The sequence below is a fragment of the Borrelia coriaceae genome (genome assembly GCF_023035295.1).
GTDB classification, from domain to species: domain Bacteria; phylum Spirochaetota; class Spirochaetia; order Borreliales; family Borreliaceae; genus Borrelia; species Borrelia coriaceae.
The window spans coordinates 308371-329274 of the sequence record NZ_CP075076.1 but is presented as its reverse complement, the minus strand read 5'-3'; the positions used below and the strand labels follow the sequence as shown (position 1 = coordinate 329274).

Annotated in this window: 22 protein-coding genes; 20 read left to right on the top strand and 2 right to left on the bottom strand. The window is 28.7% G+C overall.

Annotated features, from left to right (window positions below; genetic code table 11):
* Genes bcCo53_RS01595 through bcCo53_RS01585 form a run of 3 tightly spaced genes read left to right on the top strand, consistent with a single transcriptional unit; the run spans position 1 to position 3194 of the window.
* Entirely contained in the window at positions 1 to 1458 is a 1458-nt protein-coding gene (locus tag bcCo53_RS01595) for an ATP-binding cassette domain-containing protein (RefSeq protein WP_025407972.1), read from the top strand.
* Entirely contained in the window at positions 1455 to 2387 is a 933-nt protein-coding gene (locus bcCo53_RS01590) for an ABC transporter permease (RefSeq protein WP_028328358.1), read from the top strand. The genes bcCo53_RS01595 and bcCo53_RS01590 overlap by 4 nt, the downstream gene beginning before the upstream one ends.
* Positions 2388 to 3194 (top strand): membrane protein, encoded by an 807-nt coding sequence (locus bcCo53_RS01585; RefSeq protein WP_025407971.1) that lies wholly within the window; start codon positions 2388 to 2390, stop codon positions 3192 to 3194.
* Here bcCo53_RS01585 and bcCo53_RS01580 read toward each other — a convergent pair.
* Positions 3181 to 3861, bottom strand: a complete 681-nt coding sequence (locus tag bcCo53_RS01580) for a tetratricopeptide repeat protein (RefSeq protein WP_028328359.1) — start codon at positions 3859 to 3861, stop codon at positions 3181 to 3183. The genes bcCo53_RS01585 and bcCo53_RS01580 overlap by 14 nt on opposite strands.
* Positions 3858 to 4904, bottom strand: a complete 1047-nt coding sequence (locus tag bcCo53_RS01575) for a polyprenyl synthetase family protein (RefSeq protein ID WP_025407970.1) — start codon at positions 4902 to 4904, stop codon at positions 3858 to 3860. Before bcCo53_RS01575 ends, bcCo53_RS01580 begins: the two co-directional genes overlap by 4 nt.
* 53 nt (positions 4905 to 4957) lie before the next feature.
* On the opposite strand from bcCo53_RS01575, the gene bcCo53_RS01570 reads away from it, so the two are divergent.
* The 17 genes from bcCo53_RS01570 to dprA all read left to right on the top strand — a co-directional run bounded on the left by bcCo53_RS01570 (position 4958) and on the right by dprA (position 20894).
* Entirely contained in the window at positions 4958 to 5551 is a 594-nt protein-coding gene (locus bcCo53_RS01570; RefSeq protein ID WP_025407969.1) for an SAM-dependent methyltransferase, read from the top strand.
* Positions 5552 to 5572: 21 nt separating this feature from the next.
* A complete protein-coding gene (locus bcCo53_RS01565) occupies positions 5573 to 6103 on the top strand; it encodes a chemotaxis protein CheW (protein WP_025407968.1) in 531 nt (176 codons plus the stop codon).
* The gene (locus bcCo53_RS01560) at positions 6093 to 6929 is read left to right on the top strand and encodes an NAD(+)/NADH kinase (RefSeq protein ID WP_025407967.1); all 837 of its coding nucleotides are present in this window, start codon (positions 6093 to 6095) and stop codon (positions 6927 to 6929) included. Before bcCo53_RS01565 ends, bcCo53_RS01560 begins: the two co-directional genes overlap by 11 nt.
* Before the next feature lie 158 nt (positions 6930 to 7087).
* Positions 7088 to 8107 (top strand): DNA repair protein RecN, encoded by a 1020-nt coding sequence (locus bcCo53_RS01555; RefSeq protein ID WP_071193240.1) that lies wholly within the window; start codon positions 7088 to 7090, stop codon positions 8105 to 8107.
* A 446-nt stretch (positions 8108 to 8553) separates the two neighbouring features.
* Positions 8554 to 9312, top strand: coding sequence for a hypothetical protein (locus bcCo53_RS01550; RefSeq protein ID WP_025407966.1), 759 nt, complete (start codon positions 8554 to 8556; stop codon positions 9310 to 9312).
* Between the two features lie 120 nt (positions 9313 to 9432).
* Positions 9433 to 10401, top strand: coding sequence for a hypothetical protein (locus bcCo53_RS01545; protein WP_241766530.1), 969 nt, complete (start codon positions 9433 to 9435; stop codon positions 10399 to 10401).
* A gap of 5 nt (positions 10402 to 10406) precedes the next feature.
* Positions 10407 to 11240 (top strand): hypothetical protein, encoded by an 834-nt coding sequence (locus bcCo53_RS01540; RefSeq protein WP_081725118.1) that lies wholly within the window; start codon positions 10407 to 10409, stop codon positions 11238 to 11240.
* Positions 11233 to 12141, top strand: coding sequence for a 16S rRNA (cytosine(1402)-N(4))-methyltransferase RsmH (gene rsmH / locus bcCo53_RS01535; RefSeq protein ID WP_025407963.1), 909 nt, complete (start codon positions 11233 to 11235; stop codon positions 12139 to 12141). The genes bcCo53_RS01540 and rsmH overlap by 8 nt, the downstream gene beginning before the upstream one ends.
* Positions 12119 to 12397: a hypothetical protein gene (locus tag bcCo53_RS01530; protein WP_025407962.1), complete on the top strand. Its 279-nt coding sequence runs from the start codon at positions 12119 to 12121 to the stop codon at positions 12395 to 12397. Before rsmH ends, bcCo53_RS01530 begins: the two co-directional genes overlap by 23 nt.
* A gap of 21 nt (positions 12398 to 12418) precedes the next feature.
* Positions 12419 to 13810 carry a UDP-N-acetylmuramoyl-tripeptide--D-alanyl-D-alanine ligase gene (gene murF, locus bcCo53_RS01525; RefSeq protein ID WP_025407961.1) on the top strand — a complete coding sequence of 464 codons (1392 nt, stop codon included), beginning with the start codon at positions 12419 to 12421 and terminating at the stop codon, positions 13808 to 13810.
* A 35-nt stretch (positions 13811 to 13845) separates the two neighbouring features.
* Positions 13846 to 14901, top strand: coding sequence for a phospho-N-acetylmuramoyl-pentapeptide-transferase (mraY, locus tag bcCo53_RS01520; RefSeq protein WP_028328360.1), 1056 nt, complete (start codon positions 13846 to 13848; stop codon positions 14899 to 14901).
* Positions 14902 to 14918: 17 nt separating this feature from the next.
* A complete protein-coding gene (ftsW, locus tag bcCo53_RS01515; RefSeq protein ID WP_038365371.1) occupies positions 14919 to 16013 on the top strand; it encodes a putative lipid II flippase FtsW in 1095 nt (364 codons plus the stop codon).
* A 39-nt stretch (positions 16014 to 16052) separates the two neighbouring features.
* A complete protein-coding gene (locus bcCo53_RS01510) occupies positions 16053 to 16796 on the top strand; it encodes a cell division protein FtsQ/DivIB (RefSeq protein ID WP_025407959.1) in 744 nt (247 codons plus the stop codon).
* Positions 16796 to 18037 carry a cell division protein FtsA gene (ftsA, locus tag bcCo53_RS01505; protein WP_025407958.1) on the top strand — a complete coding sequence of 414 codons (1242 nt, stop codon included), beginning with the start codon at positions 16796 to 16798 and terminating at the stop codon, positions 18035 to 18037. The genes bcCo53_RS01510 and ftsA overlap by 1 nt, the downstream gene beginning before the upstream one ends.
* Before the next feature lie 20 nt (positions 18038 to 18057).
* Complete coding sequence (ftsZ, locus tag bcCo53_RS01500) at positions 18058 to 19254, top strand: cell division protein FtsZ (protein WP_025407957.1); 1197 nt, start codon at positions 18058 to 18060, stop codon at positions 19252 to 19254.
* A complete protein-coding gene (locus tag bcCo53_RS01495) occupies positions 19255 to 19944 on the top strand; it encodes a tetratricopeptide repeat protein (RefSeq protein ID WP_025407956.1) in 690 nt (229 codons plus the stop codon).
* Positions 19945 to 19949: 5 nt separating this feature from the next.
* Entirely contained in the window at positions 19950 to 20894 is a 945-nt protein-coding gene (dprA, locus tag bcCo53_RS01490; protein ID WP_025407955.1) for a DNA-processing protein DprA, read from the top strand.
* The last annotated feature ends 10 nt before the right edge of the window (positions 20895 to 20904 follow it).

Genomic DNA, 20904 nt, shown 5'->3' with positions numbered 1-20904 from the left:
ATGGTAGAGTTTAGAAATGTAGTAAAATCTTTCCCAGATATTGAGGAACCTATTCTAGATAGTGTCAATTTAAGAATTGAAGAAGCTAAAGTTTTGACTATAGTTGGGAGGAATGGGGAAGGCAAGAGTACTTTATCAAAAATTATATCTGGGTTTATGCATTTTGATAGTGGTGATGTATTTGTAAACAATATTAGACAGAAAAATTGGAATGTGGATGTAGCAAAGAGTAATGGCATTTATATTGTCTCTCAGGTTCCAAAGTTTTCTATGAACTTGAAGGCTTGGGAATATCTTAGTATTTATTGGTTTGATTCTCGATTTTTTATGCCAATGAGTAAATCTAAGACCTATAGATACTATAAATGGCTTAGGCAATTTTATAATATTGCTTTTGATCTAGAAACCAAGATACAAGATTTGAATATTAAAGAGATATATTTTTTGCTTATTATCTCTTCCCTTAAACCAAATGCGAAGATCATTATTTTTGATGAAAGTATTGCTTATTTTTCTCAAAAAGAGGCTAGAGAATTTATTAAATTGCTTCAAGGCCTTAAAAAGGCAGGTATTACTTCTCTTTTTATTACGCATAGGGAGATTGGAGATGCTATAAAGTTTAGTGACGAATTTATTATTTTAAAAGATGGAAAATGTTTTAAAACAATAAATAAAGAACTAATACTTAGCAAGCTTGAAATTACTGCCGGTAATTTTATTACTACAAGTGTTAGGCGTGGTGGGCCAAACGAAGATTTTATAAAATTTAGTTTGTTTTTTGAGGATTTCTGGAAATATGATATTAGTTTTTCGTTAAAAAAAAGAGGGGTTTTAGGAATTATTGCAGAAGAGGCTGTAATAAAAACATGGGAAAAATTATTTTTAGGTGAAATTTCATTTGTGGGATGCATAAAAATTAATGGGTATAGATATGAACATATTAATTTTTATGAGATAAAGGCGGGTTTTTTGCCTTTGGGAATTGGTAATTTATTTGCTGATAATATGACTATATTGGATAATTTTTTATCCAAAATAATGAGTTTTGAAAATGAAGTGTTGATTAAGCAGTCTACTATTAATAAACTTAAGAGATTTTTAAAAAACGGTATGGGATATTGTGATAGCAAAATACTAAAGACTTTTTATTCTAAGCCTTTGGAGTTTTCATGTGGCACTTTAAAAAAACTTGCTCTTTGTAGAGAAAAATATATTACAAAGAGTTTTTTAATTTGTTTTTCGCCTCTTAGTAATTTAGACTATAGGGCATATAGAGAGACATCTAATTTTATTCGTAATTTTTCTAATGAGAAGCCTGTACTTTTGATTACTCCTAATTTGGATGAACTATTTCTTTTATCTGATGATGTTTTAGCAATCAAGGCTGGTGAGATTGTATTGAGAGAGAGCAGGGAATGTATTGACAAGACTATTTTAAAGGAAATGTTGTTTATATGAGAGCATTTAAAAAAGAATATATTTTGTTAATATTTTCACTGAGTATTTTAATTATTGGTTATTTTTTTAATGGTTTTTTTTGTTTTTCTTATATGAAAGTAATGTTGTGGAATTTTATGTTGCTCTTATTAGTTGCAACAGGAATTTCAACTTGTGCTAGAAGTAATAGCTTGACTCTTGGTGATGAGGGTCAAGTTTATTTCGGGGCATTTTTATCATATGTATTGTGTGAATTTTTTGGGCTTACGTACTTTAATTTTGTATTAATACTTATTTTAAGTTCATTTTTAGTTGGTATTATAGGCATTATTCCTTTTTTGTTAACATTCTTTTGTGGTGTAAATGGAATGCTTACAGGTCTTTTAATGTCTTATGGAAATCAGAGATTAGTTGATGGATTTATATCAAAGCTTTTGGGCTCAAATGGACTTTTAAATCAGACAAGAAGTATTGATAAGATATTCTATCTTGATGCTGCTTTGCCATATTTGATTTTATTTAGTATTTTAGTTTGGGGATGTTATGTATTTATGCATAAGAGAACTATTGTAGGATTAAAACTTGAGATATTGAGTGATAGGAAACCTTTGAGCAAGTTTTTTAGTATTAATGAGTTTAAGTATAAGTTTTGTACAGTTTTTGCCAGTGCTTTTTTAAATGGACTTGTGGGTTCAATATTTTTAATTTTTTTTAAAAATTATTTGTTTTTAGGATTGACTTTTGGACTTGGTTGGAATGGGTTTGTTGTTGCTGTAGTGTCGGGATTTAATTATGTATGTGTATTGTGTTTTAGTTTATTTTTTGCGATGCTGAATGAATTTAATAATTATCTTAAAATCAATTATTCGTTTAAATTTGAGTTTATTGGTTTATATCAGGCTGTATCAATTTTTATTTCATTGTTTTTAATTAATTCAGGTAAAAGGTAAATGTTTGGTATTTTTTTGCATTCCATAGTATTTGCGTATTTGGCTCTTGGAATTCTTTATACCGAAAGAATAGGACTTCTAAATATATCTGTTGAGGGCATTTCTTTTTTATCTGTTTTTCTGACATCGCTTTTTATTTATTTGGGGTATGGAATAGTTGCTTCAGTGATTATTACAATTTTTATTAGTCTGATCTTCGGATTTTTTTTATCTTTTCTTGTAAAAAATGGTTATAACATTTTTATAACGGGTATAGGGATTAACATGTTTTGTTATTTTTTAGTTAGGGTGTTGATGAAGGCTAATTTCAATTTTATTCTAGGATTTAGTTTAAATATTGCCAATAATCTTGCTATTATTTTTTTTGTTTTATTTTTTTTCGTTTTTTTGACTTTCAGTATTTATATAATGAATTATTCAAAAGTTAGGGTAGTTTTTGAATTTATTCGTTTGAATGATTGTGAGAATATGTTAGGTGAACAAACTAGTAATTATTTTAAATCTTTTGCTATTTTTGTGTCCTTAATTTCAGCAAGTATTTCAGGTTCATTTCTTGCTATAAATTTTGATGTTTATTCTTATGATTTGGGGTTAAATAATGGTTGGTTTGCTATTTGTATACTATATATTGCATTTACAAATGCTTGGCTTATTTTACCAAGTGCATTCATGATGATATTTATTGAATATAAGTTTTTTAATTTTCAGGATTATGTAAATTCTTATTTTGCCCTTTCATTGCCCTTTTATGCGGCTATATTAATTAATGTATTCCTTTCGTTTTTTAGGAAAACTAAGTTGTTTTAGCAATATTATTTATCGAATTTTTGATATTTTTTAAAGCTCTAATTTGTAATTCTAAATCTTTAATTTTAATTTTGTTAAATTCATAGAAGGGCGCTTGTTTTATTATGGCTAAATTATTTAGAAAAATTGTAAATATGATGTCATCATATGTTTCTATTTGGAAAATAGTATTCATTATTATATTGAATATTAAATCTTCATCTTGTATAAAATGATATAATCCTTTTTTTACAATAGTGTCAATTAATATGTATATGTTGGTATTTAGTAGTTCTTTATTATTTTGAATAAATTGCATTATATAGTCCATTGAGTTTTTTGACTCTCCAATTAAAAAATATGCCCATGAGATGTCAAGATAATTTTTTGTATCTTTAAGATCAATTATCTGTAGATAAGTTTTTGCTTGTTCTATTGCTTGTAACCAGTTGTTCATCAAGTATTCTAATTCTGCGATTAGTAAATATGCATCAACTTGTTTTGGATCTTGATTTATAATTTGCATTAATAATGTTTTGGATTCATCATATTTTTTTAACTCTTTTAATAGCATTGATTTTGTATAAAGTTTGTCTATTTGATTTATATTGATATCTTTTGTAGAAATTGTTGCATAAATAGGAGTAGTGATATTTAGCCAAAATAGCATTATTGCATATCTTTTCATGAATTTTCCTCTTTTATTGTCTTGATAATGTTCATTATCATATCTTTATACTCGTTGATCAATGCGTATGAATCTAATTCTTCTATAAATTTGTTAAGGTATGATGTTGCAAGAGTTGAAGAATCTTTGATGGCACTTGATGAGTTAATCATATGGCTAAATTTTAATATTGCTTCTTTTGATTCATCTATAGGTTTATTTTTAATTTTGTCTAATTCTTGAATGATTTTTTTATCAAATAATTTTTCTTTTAAGAAGTATATTATGGGTAGACTTTTTTTCCCTTCAATTAAATCATCTCCAAACTCTTTGCCATTAATTCCGTCTTTAATGTTTTTGATATCATCCATTATTTGAAAACATGTTCCAAGGTTTAGAAATGTGTTATAAAGGTTTTTTGCTTTATTTACATTGTTTGTCAGTATTCCAGCTAGAAATCCAATCATTCCGAAAAGGCAACTTGTTTTAAGTTCAACTAAAGATATGTATTCGTTAATGTTTGGAATGTATGTTCCATTGTGCAATGCGATATCAATTCCTTGCCCTAGATGAAGATTTGAGAGAGTTGTAAAAAAATTTTCATATATTAATATTTTTTGACTTGATTTTAGGTTTGAGGTTTGTATTAATTTTGCAGGTAGAAAGTAAATTAAATTTGCTGTATTAATGCTATTATCTAGGCCGTAAGTTAGGTGAATGGCAGTTTTGCCTCGTCTTTTAATAGCTCCATCTTCTATATCATCAATAATTAGACTTCCAGAATGAGGTAATTCAAGTAGCATGCTTAGATTATATAAATTTTCAGTATTTTTATTGTTATATCCTAATGCATGTGCTAATAAAATCATTAACATTGGTCTTATTCTTTTTCCTCCTCTATTTATTATTTCAATCGCTGGAGCTTTAATTGTTTTGATTACGTTTTCTTGTATATTAAGTTTTAATTTTAACTCCTTGTCTTTAAATAGATTGAGAAAATGATCCTTTGAGAATATATTGTTAATGTTTTTTTCGATCTTATCTAAAAATGATTTATTTTGCATAATTATAATTATAATAAAAAGTATAATGATTGAATGTATTAAAGAGAATAGATATGTATGATATTGTTGATGAGTATTCACGAAAAGCTAAAAAAGAAGGATATCTTGCTAGGTCTGTTTATAAGTTAATAGAAATTGATAAAAGATTTTCTTTGTTTTCTTCTGGCAATGTATTGGATATTGGGGCAGCTCCTGGCAGTTTTTCGCAATATGCTTATGGTAAGCTTAAAGATGGAGTTCTTGTTGCAGTTGACCTTAATGATATAAACCTTGATTTTATTAGTAATTTTTATTTTATTAAAGGTAGTATATACATTAATGAGGTTTGTCAGAAAATTGAAGCTTTTGGCCCTTATAGTTTGATTATAAGTGATGCTGCACCTAAGACTACTGGTAATAGATTAGTTGATACAAGCAATTCTTTTGATTTGAATATGAAAATAGTCGAATTGGCTTCTAAAATTTTGGTAAGAGGCGGGAATTTATTGCTTAAAGTTTTTCAAGGGGGCGAAGAAGAACAGCTTTTTTGTAAGCTTAAGAATTGTTTCAAGCTTGTAAAGAAAATTAGACCTAAAGCTGTTCGGAAAAATTCCTTTGAAATTTATTTTTTATCTAAGGATTTTATTAAATTGGATACAAATGTTTAATTTGTTTAAGGGTGTTAGGATATGTCTTTAAAAGAAAAAGTTGTTGAGAAAAAGTCTTGCTTACAAGTTGCATGTTTTAAAATAGGTAAGGAGAGTTATGGTGTTGCAATAGAGCATATTAGGGAGGTAATTAAAGTTCCTTTAGAAAGCATATATGCAATACCTAATGTTCCTGATTATATTACAGGTATTTATAATCTTAGAGGGAGTGTTATTCCCTTAATAAATTTAAATATTAGATTTAAAATCCCTTCTGTTTATGTAACCGAAGAAGATAGGCTTTTAACAGGTTATTTAATAGTAAATATAAAAGATAAGCTTTTAGGAATATTTGTAGATAAAGTTTTGAAGGTAATTAGCTTTGATATATCAAAGGTGCAAGAACCTCCTGCGACTTTGCAAACTTTGGATAGAAAATACATATCCGGTGTTGTTAGGATTGAGAATGAAGAAAATTTTGATAGTGAATATTTAATTTTAATTGACATTGAACGGATATTCGACAAAAGTGAATTTGAAAAAATTCCATATAAGGAAAATAATGAAGAGTAAAGTTTTAATTTACGTCAATTACTCAAATTCAGATGCTGAGGTTCTTGCTTGTGAAGTACAAAAATATCTTGAATATAAATATGGTGTTTTAAGTTTATTTGCGGGGGGTGATAAATTCTCAGAGATATTGCCTGATGATAATTTGATTTTTGCAATAACTTTGGGTGGCGATGGTACGGTTTTATTAGCTAGTAGCTTGCTTTTGAAAAATGATATTGATATTCCAATTATTTCAATAAATTTGGGCAAAGTAGGCTTTTTAGCAGATATAAAACCCAAAGATTTTAAAGAAGTAATAGATAAGTTTTTTGATAACTCTTTAGTGATACATAGAAAGTATTTGCTTAGTATTAGTGCTTATGATAATGGAAATAATATGTTTACCAAGTATGCTTTAAATGATGTAATTATTCGTTCTAGCATTCTTAATAAATTGATTTATGTAAATCTTAAGGTTAATTCGGAAGATTTTCTCTCATATAGGAGTGATGGGATAATATTTGCAACTCCTACAGGTTCCACCGGATATTCTTTCTCAGCAGGTGGATCTATTTTAGAATCGGATTTGCAGGCTTTTATCTTAACCCCTATTTCTCCGCATTCTGTTTATAATCGTTCTTTTGTTTTTTCAATTGGGAGCAAACTTTCCCTTTCATTTCAGAAAGGGTATTCATTAAATTCAGCATCAATTTTCGTTGATGGCATTAATATTGGTAAATTTGGTGTTGATATTATTTTTGAGCTAAAACTTGATAATAAGAGTTTGCGCTTTGCATCATTTTGTACAGATACTTTTGTTAGAAGACTTAAAAATAAGTTATTATAATATGTGGCATTTGAATATGGATGTGGCTTATTTTGAAGTTTTTATATGTTAGTCGAACTTTTTATAAAAAATTTTGTTTTAATTAAAGATGTGTCTATTAAACTAAGTAATGGGTTAATAGCATTTACGGATGAATCTGGAGGGTATAAAATTTATTATTGTCATCAGTTTATTATTTGTTTGGTGGCAGAGCTAAAAGTAATATAATGATTGATAAAAAGCATGATTATGTTTTACTTGCTAAGTTTAGGATAAATGCTGAGGTTGGATATTCTCTATCTCCTAAGGGTATGTTAGTTTCAGAGTTTATTATACAAAGGGTAGTTATATTTGCATTTTCAGACAATCTTTTTAGTAATCATTATATTAATAATAAATCACTTTTTAGTATTATATTAAAGTCTATTTTTAATGTAGTAATTGAAATGCATTCTCGGAATCAGCGGTATTTAGTTTTGAAAAATCTTTCAAGTAATCTGACAATTTTGTGTAATTATGCTAGTTTAATTGTTCAATTTGAAAAATATAGGTTGGCTTATGAAGCATATGTTCAATATTTAAATGATTATGATGATTTTCTTTTAAAAGAAAAATTGCATAAGGATAGTATGGAAGAGAGTGAGAGGATAGTTGATGAGATAGACTTTTTTTTTCCTGCAATAGGTGAGGAAGAAATTTTAAAGATTAGGCCAGGGGAGCTTAATTGGTATGAATTTTTATGTAATGCACTCTTAAGATTAAGGGATATTTTAATCTTGAATGCTGGTGCTTATATTTTAAGTGATATAAAAGAGTTAATTTGTAATGCTGAGTATCTTTTAAGGATAAACAATAGTTATTTTGAACTTGTAAGTTGTCTTAAAAGTTCTTACTATGAGCCTAAAGATATTATCCAGGCTTATAGTAAGTATCTTTGTGGTGTTATTTGTGCTGATAAGAAAATTGAGTTTGTAGAGAATCGATTATATGATCTTTATGGTCTTAAGAAAAGAGATGGGTCAAGGATTGGGGATGTCATAACATTGAGGAAAACTTATCATGACATTGTTGATTTGTCATTTAATTTTGAGACTGAAAAAATGGGTATAAGACAGAAGTTAAATGGTTTGTTTGAAAGCGTAAAAAAATTGGTATCTGATATTTCAGGTATTAGACAATTTACTGCCTTGGGTTTTTGATTTGCAATAACTGGTATTTTGCATAAACTTAGTATGGTTGATGTAGAATTTTGTGTCATTCTCTAAACGGAAAATTAGATTAACAGGCATAGATGAGGTAAAATTTTAATCTCTAATAATATTGGTTTAGAAGCTTAACTAATTTATGAAGTTACATCTGTATGTGTGAGCTTGGGTAAGTATTTAAAGGAATTGTCAGAGAATATGCACATATTTGTGGTTACTTATCTTGCTAATATTGTATAAGTCTTGCAGAGGAGCATATTTTGATAAAAAAGTAATGTATTTGGAAACCAAGCTTTATGTTAAAGTTTTCTTTATTATTGGATAATGGTCATGTCTTAGAAGTTGTTTGAGTGGTTAGTGGCAATGTTAATAATATTAGCTTTAAACATGAGAAAAGCTTTTGAAAAGTAATAATTGATTATAAGTGGGTGGGGGTATTTATGGATTTAGTGCATAGTGAAAATTATCAAAAAATATTGTTTATTGATAATCTTATTTTGCAATCTTTAAAAGATATAAAACATATAAAAGAATCCGGCAAACTAGCACTGGATTCAGGTGTAACAGTTAATTTTATTAATTTGAACTTAAGTGTTTTAAGTTATATTGCATCATTAAATTATTTTTACACAAGGCCTCGATTGAAAGTTAATCATGATTTTCGCACAAATCTTTTTAGTTTTATTTCTGATTTTTCATTATTTGTAAGTCCTATCGTACTTATCTCTGTTAGCGAACTTATGAATAATAAATTTGTGCTTGATTTGAATCCTGAAGAGCGATTTTTGATTATTAAAAAATTGGGATATCTTATTGATTTGGGAATGTATTTTAGCAAGGGTGATTCTAAATCGATTCTGTTTTTAGAGGATGTATATCTTAAATTTATTGTTTTGGCTAAAAATTTTATTGATTTTAAAAATTTGTCAAAAAATTTAGTTATTGAGAGTCCTTTTTATAAGGTTCAGTTAGCCCACCTTGTTAAATCTTTGAGTCTCTTAGAAGAAGGGGCCTTTTTATTAAGGTCAAGATATGAATTAAATGGGGCTTATGGACTTTCAGATCAGATCTTAAGTTATATTAAGGCTGGGAAAATTTTGGCTACTGTTACTTCTCAAAAAGAAATAGCTGAGAAGTTTGCAAAATTTTATGAAGTTTGGTCTGTTAAATTTCAGGCAGATTTAGACAAAAGTAAGTGAGTTTGGGGGATTTTAATAAACGTGAATTTTTATAAGGAAAATTTAACTAAATTTAGGAAAATCAAATTTTTTTTGTTATTAATTTTTTTGTTGGTGATCATAGTAATAATTAATTCCATCTTGAAATCAACAATTGATATTTCAACCTTTTACAAGTTTAATCACTTTAAAAAGGCTGATAATTTGGTTGATGTTGTTCTGAAGAATAATATCTTTATTAAAGATATTATTTTAAATTTAGATCTAAGTAAATATTATTATCATATTGTAAGTGATCGTTTAGTAAGTTTTTCAGATTATTATTATGTGCTTAGAAGGTTTAAAAATAATTATTCTGTTTTTTCTAGACAGACAGATAAATTTTTGTTTTCTTTGTCAAATAAGGATTTTGTTTTTACAAAAGGTAATGTTGTTTTTGCTTTAAATAATCTATATAAAGCTTTAGAAGTTTATGGAGCAGATGGGAGGAATATATTATCTCTCAAGTTTATAGCTTCGATCTTAAGTATTGATTGTAATGATGATGTTTTGGCTTTAGGGCTCTCTGACGGTAAGACTTATGTATATAAACATGGAAAGATAGTTTATAGCAGTGATTTGTTAGGCGTTGGTTTGCCAGTTATATGTGTTAGGTTAAGTTTAGATAATAAGTATTTATGTATTCTAGTAGAGAATGAGGAATATTCTTTGAGGGTTATTAACTTAGAGAATGGACATAACCAAGTTTTATATTTAAAAAATTTAAAAATTAAAGATTTTAATCCTTTTTTTAGGATTGATCAATTTTATAATTTGTTTGTTGAGCTTCTAGACTCATTTTTAATACTTAATATTGAGAGTGGTAAAATTTTTAGAATTGATAATAAAAATTCTGTTCTAAAGGCCTCTTATGATCCTTTTTCTAGAGTCTATAGGATATATTTTTATGATTTAAATGATAATATAATCAATATAAGGGCTTATTCTGTAGATTTTTATAAGTTATCTGATAATATCTTTTTTAAAGATAAGGTAAATTCATATATTGAATTTAATGAAGGAATTTTATATTTTAATGATAATAATGATTTGAAATATTTAGGACTGTAGTTATAATGGTAATTGCTTTTCTCTTTTTTTGTACTTTTTCTAATTTATATGCATTCTTGGAATTTGGAAAAGGAGAGAAGTTTGATTTAGTTAGTGATTTTGGTGAATCCAAAGATGATACTTTAAGTATTGGGATAAAATTAAGAGCTTTAGATATACATTTTTCTATTTTTTCGAATAATTATAAGATTTTGTATTACAGGAATAAGATGAGTGAAAATGATAGAAGCGTTTTGATCATTTTTGATAAGGATTTGGGTTTTAATTTGGAATTTTTTGGTGATTTTTTATACAAGAATGATAAAGTGTTTTTAAAAAATAATAATAAAGTTTTTGATGTGGTAGTTATTGATCAGTATAGCGGGCAGGTAATTAATCCTTTATTTGTGATAAAGAATAAAAATAATTTGAATATTAATTCTTCCTTTTTATTGGGTAATATCTTTTTAAAGGGTAAGGATGATGCAAGTTTTGAGTTAAAAAGAGGTGTTGATCTAGGTTTGGAGTTGGGTAGTTATGGTCTTGTTTTGAATTTTTTGAAAAAGGATATTTCTGTTTTAAAAGATCTGCATGGTATTTATTATTTTGAAGTGTTTTTAAATAATAAGAGTATTTTTCGTGCTGATTTTCAAAGCATGGCTTTAAATGGTAATTCATATGTTGTTTTTAGAGATAAGGGTTATAATAATTTAGATGTTTTTAACATAAAAAAAGATAATGGAAATATTGAGATAAATAATCTTGAGTTTATTAGCGGTTACAATGAAATTAAGATCAAATATGGAGATGTTTATAATACTGAGAATAGTTTAATTTATAGGCTTACACTCAATGAGTGATATTTTGCATACTCCTGTACTTCTTGATGAGATTTTTAATCTTTTGGAGTCTTTAAATATAAGTGATGACTTTATTTTTGTTGATTGTACTCTTGGGGAAGGTGGGCATTCAAGTGCGGTTCTTAGGAAGTATCACAATATAAATGTGATTGGCATTGAAAGAGATGAGATTGTTTTAAATAGAGCAAAAGAGTGTCTTATAAAATTTAAGGAAAAGGTTTCATATTTTAATGTTTGGTTTGATGATTTCTTTAATGAGTATCCTTTAAATAGTAAAGTCAATTTTATTTTAGCTGATCTTGGGATTTCTATGTTCCATTACAAAATGAGTGGTAGAGGATTTTCCTTTTTTGAAGATGAAAGATTGGATATGAGACTTAATCCTAGTGATGGGAGTCTTAGTGCTTATGATATTGTCAATACGTTTGACAAAAAACGACTTGAAAATTTAATTTATGAGTTGAGTGGTGAACGTTATTCTAAGAGGATTGTTAAGTCTATATTAGATTATAGAAAGATTAAGAAAATAGAAACTTCAAGAGAGATAAGTGATATAGTTAGCAAAGCGTATCCTAGGATAAATCTTAAAATAAATCCAGCAACTAAGACGTTTCAAGCGTTAAGAATTTATGTCAATGATGAGCTTTTCCGTTTAAAGAGAAGTTTGCCTTTATGGGTAGAGAGTCTAGCAAGTAATGGGATCTTAGCTATTATTACATTTCATTCATTGGAAGATAAAATTGTAAAAGAGTTTTTTAAGGGTTTAAGTAAAGAACAATATTGTGTACTTACTAAAAAGCCCATAGTGTCAAGCTTTGAAGAGAAGAAATGCAATAATGCTTCAAGAAGTGCTAAGCTTAGAGCCATAAAAAAATTGTGTGAGTCAAATGAGCAAGATTGAAGTTAGATTATACTCTTTGTTGATTTTGATATTAACAATTATAATATGTCTAAATATTTATCTTAATTTTAGATATGCTGTAAAATTACGTGAGTTTGATGATTTGAATAATGAACAAAGTAATATTATTGATGAAAATCTTAGGTTGTTAACCATAATATATGAACTTCAAAGTATTGATAGGATAGAGGAACTTAGCCAAGATTATTTAAATTTAGAAAAAAAAGCTAATGAAGATATTAATGTTATTAAATAATAGGATTTATGAGGGTGTTTGGTGCATATAAAAATTGAAGATATTTTAAATTCTCTAAAGGATATTAAATTTGTTGGTTGTTCAAGTAGTATGCAAAGAGTCGTATCATTTTATTCTCTTGACAGTCGCGAGCTAAATGCAGAAAATAGTGGTGCTAGTCTTTATTTTGCATACAAGGGTGATAGGTTAGATGGATTTTCTTTTGTTGAATATTTAATTGATATTGGAGTTAAATGTTTTGTATGTTCTAAAGATTATGAGCATTTGTGTGTTGAGTATTTCAAAAGAGATGAGAATTTAATTTTTTTGCTTACTAGCAATGTGGTTGTTTTCCTTCAAGAATTAGCAAGGCATTTTATTAAAAGAACAAGTTTTAAAAGGATAGCTGTTACTGGCAGTAATGGGAAGACTACAACAAAAGAGATGCTTTACAGTATATTGTCAGAGCGATATAAAACTTGCAAGACTTGGGGAAATTTAAATTCGGATATTGGATTGCCTCTTAGTATTTTGAGAACTGAGGGAGATGAAAAGTATGCTGTTTTTGAAGTTGGAATAAGCTATGTGGGAGAAATGGAACTTCTTTCTAGTATATTAAATCCTGAAATTGTTATTGTAACAAATATAAGTTATGCTCATATGCAAGCTTTTGAAAGTCTAGAGATTGTTGCTTCTGAGAAGGGTAAAGTAATGACTAGTCATACTCAAATGGTTATTTTAAATGAAAGCTGTCCTTATCATTTGAATTTGAGAGAGATAGCTAAGTCTATAAATCCAGAGGTAAATATTTTTTATTTTGATTTTCATAGTCTTCAAATTAAGTCATTTGCATTTTTAAATGATAAATTTTTCTATGATTTTACTTATAAGGGATTTGATTATTCTGTTTTATTACCCGGACAGCATAATATTTTTAATGCAATATCTTGTATTAATTTAGCTTTATTGCTTGGACTTAGCGAGAATGAAATTCGTAATGGTTTGCTGCATACTGAGTTTCAAAAGGGTAGAGCAGAGCTTTTAAGAATAAATGACTATTTGGTTTTAAATGATTCTTATAATGGTAATTTAAGTTCATTTATGGCTTTAAAGGATATGATTTTGGCTCTTGAGATTAAGAGTAAAAAATTTATTGTTCTTGGTTCGTTTAAGGAACTTGGGAGATTTTCGTATGAAGCACACAAAACAGTGATACAAGAAATTGTTTTAATGAATTTTGATAAAGCTTTTTTAATTGGTGAAGAATTTCAAGAAGTAAAGAAAATTGAAAGCTTAGCCTTCAACAATTTATGTTATTTTAGTAATTTTGAAGGTTTTGTTGATTATTTTGTGAAAGATTTGGAGTCTGGATGTTTTGTTGCTATTAAAGGCTCAAGAGCACATAGGCTTGAAAGGGTACTTGATTGTTTTTAAGAGTTAATTGGGAATTTTAATGGAGAGGAGGATGTATGTTTTGTTTATTAGGGCTTAGATTATTAAGGTATATTACTTTTAGAACTGCTTATGCTACTATTTTTGCATTTTTGCTTGCTTTAATTTTTGGTCCATTTATTATTTCGAGACTAAAAAAATTAAAGTTAGATCAAATTTTGAGAAAAGATGGACCAAAGCGCCATTTGAGTGAGAAAATAGGAATTCCTACTATGGGAGGTATTCTTATTTTTTTTTGTGTTTTAATCTCTTTGTTTTTCTGGATTAATCTTTGGAATATTTATTTTTTAATCATACTTTTTGTTATGATTAGTTTTTCATGCTTAGGATTTATGGATGATTTGTTAAAGATAAAGAGAAAAAATTCAGAGGGTCTCAATCCTAGTTTTAAAATTTATGGACAAATATTATTTTCTTGTATTTCAGTTAGTATGCTTTATTATTTTGGGAGTGAACATGTCAGTATAATTTATTTCCCCTTTTTTAAGTCTCTTAAATTAAATTTGGGAGTTTTATATATTCCGTTTGGAATGTTTATTTTAATATCGGCATCTAATTCTTTTAATTTGACAGATGGACTTGATGGACTTGCTATTGGACTTAGTATTGTTGTAACAGGTGCGTTAGTCATAATTGCATATCTTACAAGTAGAGTGGATTTTGCATCTTATTTGAATATTCCCAATATTAAGGGTTCTGAAGAACTTGTAGTATTCCTTGGAGCTTTACTTGGGGGTAGTTTTGGATTTTTGTGGTTTAATGCTTATCCTGCTAAAATAATGATGGGTGATACCGGTAGTCTTTCAATTGGAGCAGTTCTTGGAATGGCAGCTTTAATTTTGAAAAGTGAGATTCTTTTTGCAATTCTTGCAGGAGTTTTTGTGGTTGAGACTTTATCTGTAATTATTCAAGTTATAGTGTATAAGCAGACTAAGAAACGAGTGTTTAAAATGGCACCACTCCATCATCATTTTGAGGAGCTTGGTTGGTCTGAAATGCAGGTTGTTATTAGGTTTTGGATAATAGGCTTGATATTTGCTATACTTGCCTTAAGTACTCTTAAGATTAGATGAGTTTAGATTGATCTTTTATGTTTGTAGAGCAAGCCTCTCTTAGAAAATATTATTTACTTATTTTGTGGTCGCTTGTTGCTTATGGTCTTATTATATTTTATACATCTTCATTTTTTTTAAGTCTAGAACTTACAGGAGATCCTAATTTTTTATTTTTAATGCGTCTTAAATATCTTTTTTTAAGCTTTATGGTATTTTTTTTCTTTGAGAGAATTTCTTTAGACATTTTAAAAAAAATTGTTTCTATTATATTGCTTGTAACTTTTATATTGGTTTTAGCAACTTTTTTCTCGCCTAGTATTTCAGGTGCGCAAAGGTGGATATTTGTAAAAGGAGTTAGTATTCAGCCTTCAGAGATTTTTAAGGTATCTTTTACAATTTATCTTTCAAGTTATTTGAGTAAGTTTAGATTAAAGTTAGATAATAATGTTGCTTACTGGCTCAAACCCATGTTAATTTTTGGTATTTTTTGGCTATGCATAATTTTGCAAAATGATTATTCAACAGCTATTTATTTTGCCATTCTTTTTTTTATTATTTTATTTGTTTCTGGAATGTCATTGGGGTACATTTTTGCTATTTTACTTACTTTTGTTCCAATTTCTATGCTTTTTTTAATATTTGAACCTTACAGAGTTGCTAGAATTTTCGCATTTTTAAATCCTTATGATGATCCTTTAGGAAAGGGATATCAAATAATTGCATCACTTAATGCTTTAAAGAATGGTGGACTTGGGGGAAAAGGTCTTGGAATGGGAGAGATAAAGCTTGGCAGACTTCCAGAGGCTAATTCTGATTTTATTTTTTCTGTTCTTGGAGAGGAATTAGGATTTTTTGGGATTTGTTTTGCTATTATTTTATTTTTTTTATTTTTTTATTTTGGCTTTTTTGTTGCCATTTGTGCTAAAACTAGATTTAGGTTTTTTATTGCATTTATTTCAAGTCTTACAATTTTTCTTCAAAGTATCATGAATATTTTAATTGCAATTGGTCTTTTACCCCCTACAGGTATAAATTTACCATTTTTTTCATCAGGAGGTTCTTCCATTGTTGTTACAATGGCGCTTTCGGGATTGATAGCAAATGTTTCTAGGGATGTTGAAAGTGAATAGTTTAAAATTTTATTAATATTATAATTTAACCTTAAGTTTATGTTGATTTATAGAAAATTTTTGATCATATACATTTATATAGTAATTTCTCTTATACTACTTGAGATTGTTTTTATTATTTTTATTTCTCCATACTTTCTAATTAGATACATTAGTTTTAATGATGATATCCATATATCTAAGGAAGATATATTAAGTATTTCAGGCATTAAACCTGATACTTATTATTATGATGCTGATGTTAGTATTTATGAGAAAAATATTATGAGGGATCTAAGAGTAAAAAATGTGAAGGTAGAGCTTAAATTCCCTAATACGATCAAAATTAATATTGAAAGAAGATTGCCTGTAGTTACTGCTTATGAAAATGTTAATGGCAGTTTTATTTATTATTTTATTGCTTCAGATGGTGTAATTTTAGAAAAATGTCAAGATTTAATTTATGATTTGCCTATAATTAGTGGATTAAATTTAAAAGACAATAAAGTTGGTGATTTTTTAGAAGATAGGATGCTTGCTATTATAAAAAATCTTAATTATGTTAAAATAAATCAAAGTACTTTGTATAATTTAATATCAGAAATTAATTTTTTGAAGTTAAATTTTTATGATTACAAGATTATTTTGTATATAAAAAATATATATAATAAGATAGTAATAACAGCGGATATGGATTTAATAAATGTAATGCATAAAGTGTTCATGATATCTGATTTGCTTAAGGGAAGAGCCGATACTGTTGATTTAAGAAGCGGTGATATCATTTTATTAGGAGAAAATTAGTGTCTAGGGAGTTGATAGTAGGATTAGATGTTGGAACTTCAAAGATTTGTACTGTTGTGGCTGAGGTAAATTTGAATAATCAGTTAGAGATAGTAGGCATAGGCACTAGTGTATCAAGAGGTGTTAGAAAAGGAGTTCTTATAAATATTGAAGCTGCTCTTGATTCAATTTCTAGTTCTATTGAAGCCGCTGAGCTTATTTCAGGGTGCGATATTGTAACTCTTTCTGTTTCCATGTCCGGTAGTAGCATTGAGGGTACTAATTCCCGTGGGGTTGTTGCAATAAATTCAAAAACCAGGGAGATTGATAATGAAGATGTTGAGCGTGTTATTGAAGCTGCTAAAGCAATTGTGATTCCTATGGATAGAGAAATTTTACATGTGATTCCTCAAGAATTTATTGTAGATGGAATTCCTCATATAAAGAATCCAATAGATATGATGGGAATTCGCCTTGAAGGTGAGGTGCATATCATTACGGGCTCTAGTTCTTCAAGTCAGAATTTAGTTAGATGCGTAAATCGTGCCGGATTTTCTGTTGATGAGATTGTACTTGGAAGTTTGGCCTCATCTTATGCTACCTTATCTAAAGAAGAGAGAGAAATGGGAGTTTTGTTTGTTGACATGGGTAAGGGTACAACTGACATAATTCTTTATGTTGATGGTTCTCCTTATTATACAGGAGTAATTCCTATAGGTGCAAATAGAGTCACTCTTGATATTGCGCAAGTGTGGAAGGTGCCTGAAGATGTTGCTGAGAATATTAAAATAACAGCTGGTGTTGCTCATGTTTCTGCTCTTGAGAGTCAAATGGAAAGTGTTATCATTCCTAATCTTGGCACCAGACCTCCTCAAGAGAAAAGTCGAAGAGAATTGGCTATAATCATTCATTCAAGATTAAGTGAGATCTTTGAGATGATAAAAGCTGAAATAATGAAGAGAGGGCTTTATAATAAGATTAATGGAGGAATTGTGTTAACTGGAGGAGGTGCCTTGTTTCCTGGTATTTCTAATTTGACAGAGGAAATATTCAGATATCCCTCAAGAATAGGATTTCCAATGAATATTAATGGAGTTGGAGAGGAGTATATTGGTCCTAAATTTTCCTCAGCTCTTGGTCTTGTTCTTTATAAACATGAGCAGCAAAAATTCAATAAATTAAAGAAAGGAAATAGTAAGTCTAAGAGACAAAGTAAAATAGCTTCAAAATTGAAAGGTTGGTTTTTGAAGGAATGGTTTTGACCAGTCATGGAGGAAATTTAATGAAAGATTATAATATTATTGATAGTCATTCAAAAAGATTTGATTCTGCTACAAATCCTACGGTTCTTAAAGTAATTGGTGCAGGCGGTGGCGGTAGCAATGCTGTTAATCGTATGATTGAATATGGAGTAAGAGATGTTGAGTTTATTGTAGCGAATACGGACCTTCAAGCTCTTCAAACTTCTATTGCTCCAATAAAGATTGCTCTTGGTGCCAAAGTTACTGCAGGTCTTGGAGCCGGTGGGAGACCTGAGATTGGGCAAGCTGCTGCAGAAGAAGATATTGATATTATTAAGAATCATTTAGCAGGTGCTGATATGGTATTTATCACTGCTGGAATGGGTGGGGGGACTGGAACAGGAGCTGCACCTGTTATTGCTCAGGTTGCTAAAGAACTTGGAATTTTAACTGTTGGAGTTGTTACTAAGCCTTTTAAATTTGAAGGTCCTAAAAAAATGCGACTTGCTGAACAGGGAATAAATAATTTAAGAAAATCTGTTGATACTTTAATCATTATTCCAAATCAAAAACTTTTAACTGTTGTTGATAAGCGAACCACAATTAAAGATGCCTTCAAGAGGGCTGATGATGTTTTAAGAATGGGTGTGCAGGGGATTGCAGGTCTTATTATTGAGCATGGAGAAGTTAATATTGATTTTGCTGATGTTAAGAGCATTATGCAAGGACAAGGTGATGCTTTGATGGGTATTGGTTATGGTAAGGGTGAGAATAGAGCAGTTGATGCTGCTACTTCTGCTATTAGTAATCCTTTACTTGAAGATGTTAGAATAGAGGGGTCTAAGGGACTTCTTGTTAACATAACTGGTGGTGAAGATTTCTCATTGCTTGAGCTTGAAGAGATTATGGGAATCATTACTGCTAGTGTTGATGATGAGGCTACCGTAATATATGGACATGCAATTAACTCAAATCTTGATGATGAGATTTATGTTACAGTTGTTGCTACCGGATTTTCTTCTAAAAAACAGAAAGATTTATCTGGTGTTGTTGAGAATAATACTTTAAGTTCAAAAGAATTTGATAGTTTGATGTCAGGCACTCAAGCTGTTTCAGAGAATGATTATGTGGCGAATGATAATTTTATAGCAAAGTCAAAAAATGTTAATTATTTTGAGGATGATATTGATGTTCCTACATTCCTTAGAAATTTGAATAAAAAAAGTAGTGATAATTGAATGAAAAAATGGTTTTCAATATTTTTGTTTTTAGTTATTTCTTGTGGTGATGAATCTAAAGAAAAGGTTAATCTTGGACTTAGAATAAGAGAGATAGAGATAGCAGGTGGTGGTTCATTAGAAAAAATTGAAGTTTATAAGGAATTTATTGATAAAGAAGAGAAAAATATATTAAAAATAATAAATTCTATTGATAAAAAGGCTAGATTTTTTAGTTTAATTGGGCTTGAACTTATTAAGCTTAGTCAATATGGTCCTGCTATTGAATATTTTAATAAGAATCTGGAGTATGGGCCTGATAATTATTTATCTCATTTTTATATAGGAGTTTCTGCTTATAATTTGGCTAAAGGGATGCAGAGCAGAGAAAAAATTAAGGAATATTTTATTCTTGCTGAAAATTCTTTTTTGAAATCAATTTCTATTAAAGATGATTTTAAGGAATCTATTTTTGCTCTCTCTAATATGTATGTTTATGACCTTGATAAACAGTTAGAAGCTAAGGGATATTTAAGCAAACTTGAGTCTATGGGAGAGAATTATTTTGAATTTTTTATGTTAAGGGGTGCGAATTATTATTCTCTTGGTGATTTTGATAATGCTTTGTTATTTTATAAAAAGGCCAAAGATAAAGCCTCAACTCAAGATCAGGTAGAGGGAGTTGATAAAATAATGAGTAATTTTAAGTAGCTTTTATGTTTAAATTACTTTATGTTGATAATTTAAGGTTTTTAAAGGGTGAAGAAAAACTTAGTATTTTTAATAATTTTGATTTAAGTGATCTTTGTAAGTTAAGCTTAAGAGATATTTCTAATTATTTATCTAAAGATTTTAGGAAGGTTCATAAGCTTCCAGATTTAAAATTAATAGAGCTGCAACAGAAAATTCTTGATAGAACAGGTGCAAAGGTTGTAACTCTTGAATCTAATGATTATCCCTTGAAGCTTAAAAGGCTTTATGATCCCCCATTTGCTATTTATTATAGAGGTAATCTTCCAGATTCTGATTCTTTGTCTTGGGCTGTTGTTGGTTCAAGACAAATCAGTAGAGCTTTGGCAAATAGAGTTAAGGAGTTATCATCGCATCTTGCTAAAAATCATGTAGAAGTGATCTCTGGATTTGCAATAGGAGCTGATATTGCAGCACATCTTGGTGCAATTAATGAAAAAAAAAGAACATATGCAGTTATTCCAACAGATATTGATAATATTTATCCAAGGCAAAATAGGCGATATGTCACTCGTCTCTTAGAAAATGGTGGCGGTGTTATTACTGAGACTTTGCCTTATTTGAAGATACAAAATTATTTTTTTGCAAAGAGGAATAGAATAGTCGCGGGTCTTTCAGATGTTGTTTTTATCACTTGTGCACCAAGAAAATCAGGTGCTTTAATTACTGCTGAGCTTGGACTTGATTTGGGTCTTGATGTTTATGTTTATAATATTGATTATTCTGGTGATGGTTCTAAAAATTTGTATGATTCTGGAGCTCAAGAGATAAAATCAGTTTCAGATCTTTATAAGATACTAAATGTTCAGTATAATGAGCCTGAAATTAGGGATGACTTAGATAGCTGTTGTGTAGGGCAAGATGCATCTAGTATGCTTATTAATGAGTTATTGAATGAAATATCTAAATAGGGGGGACATC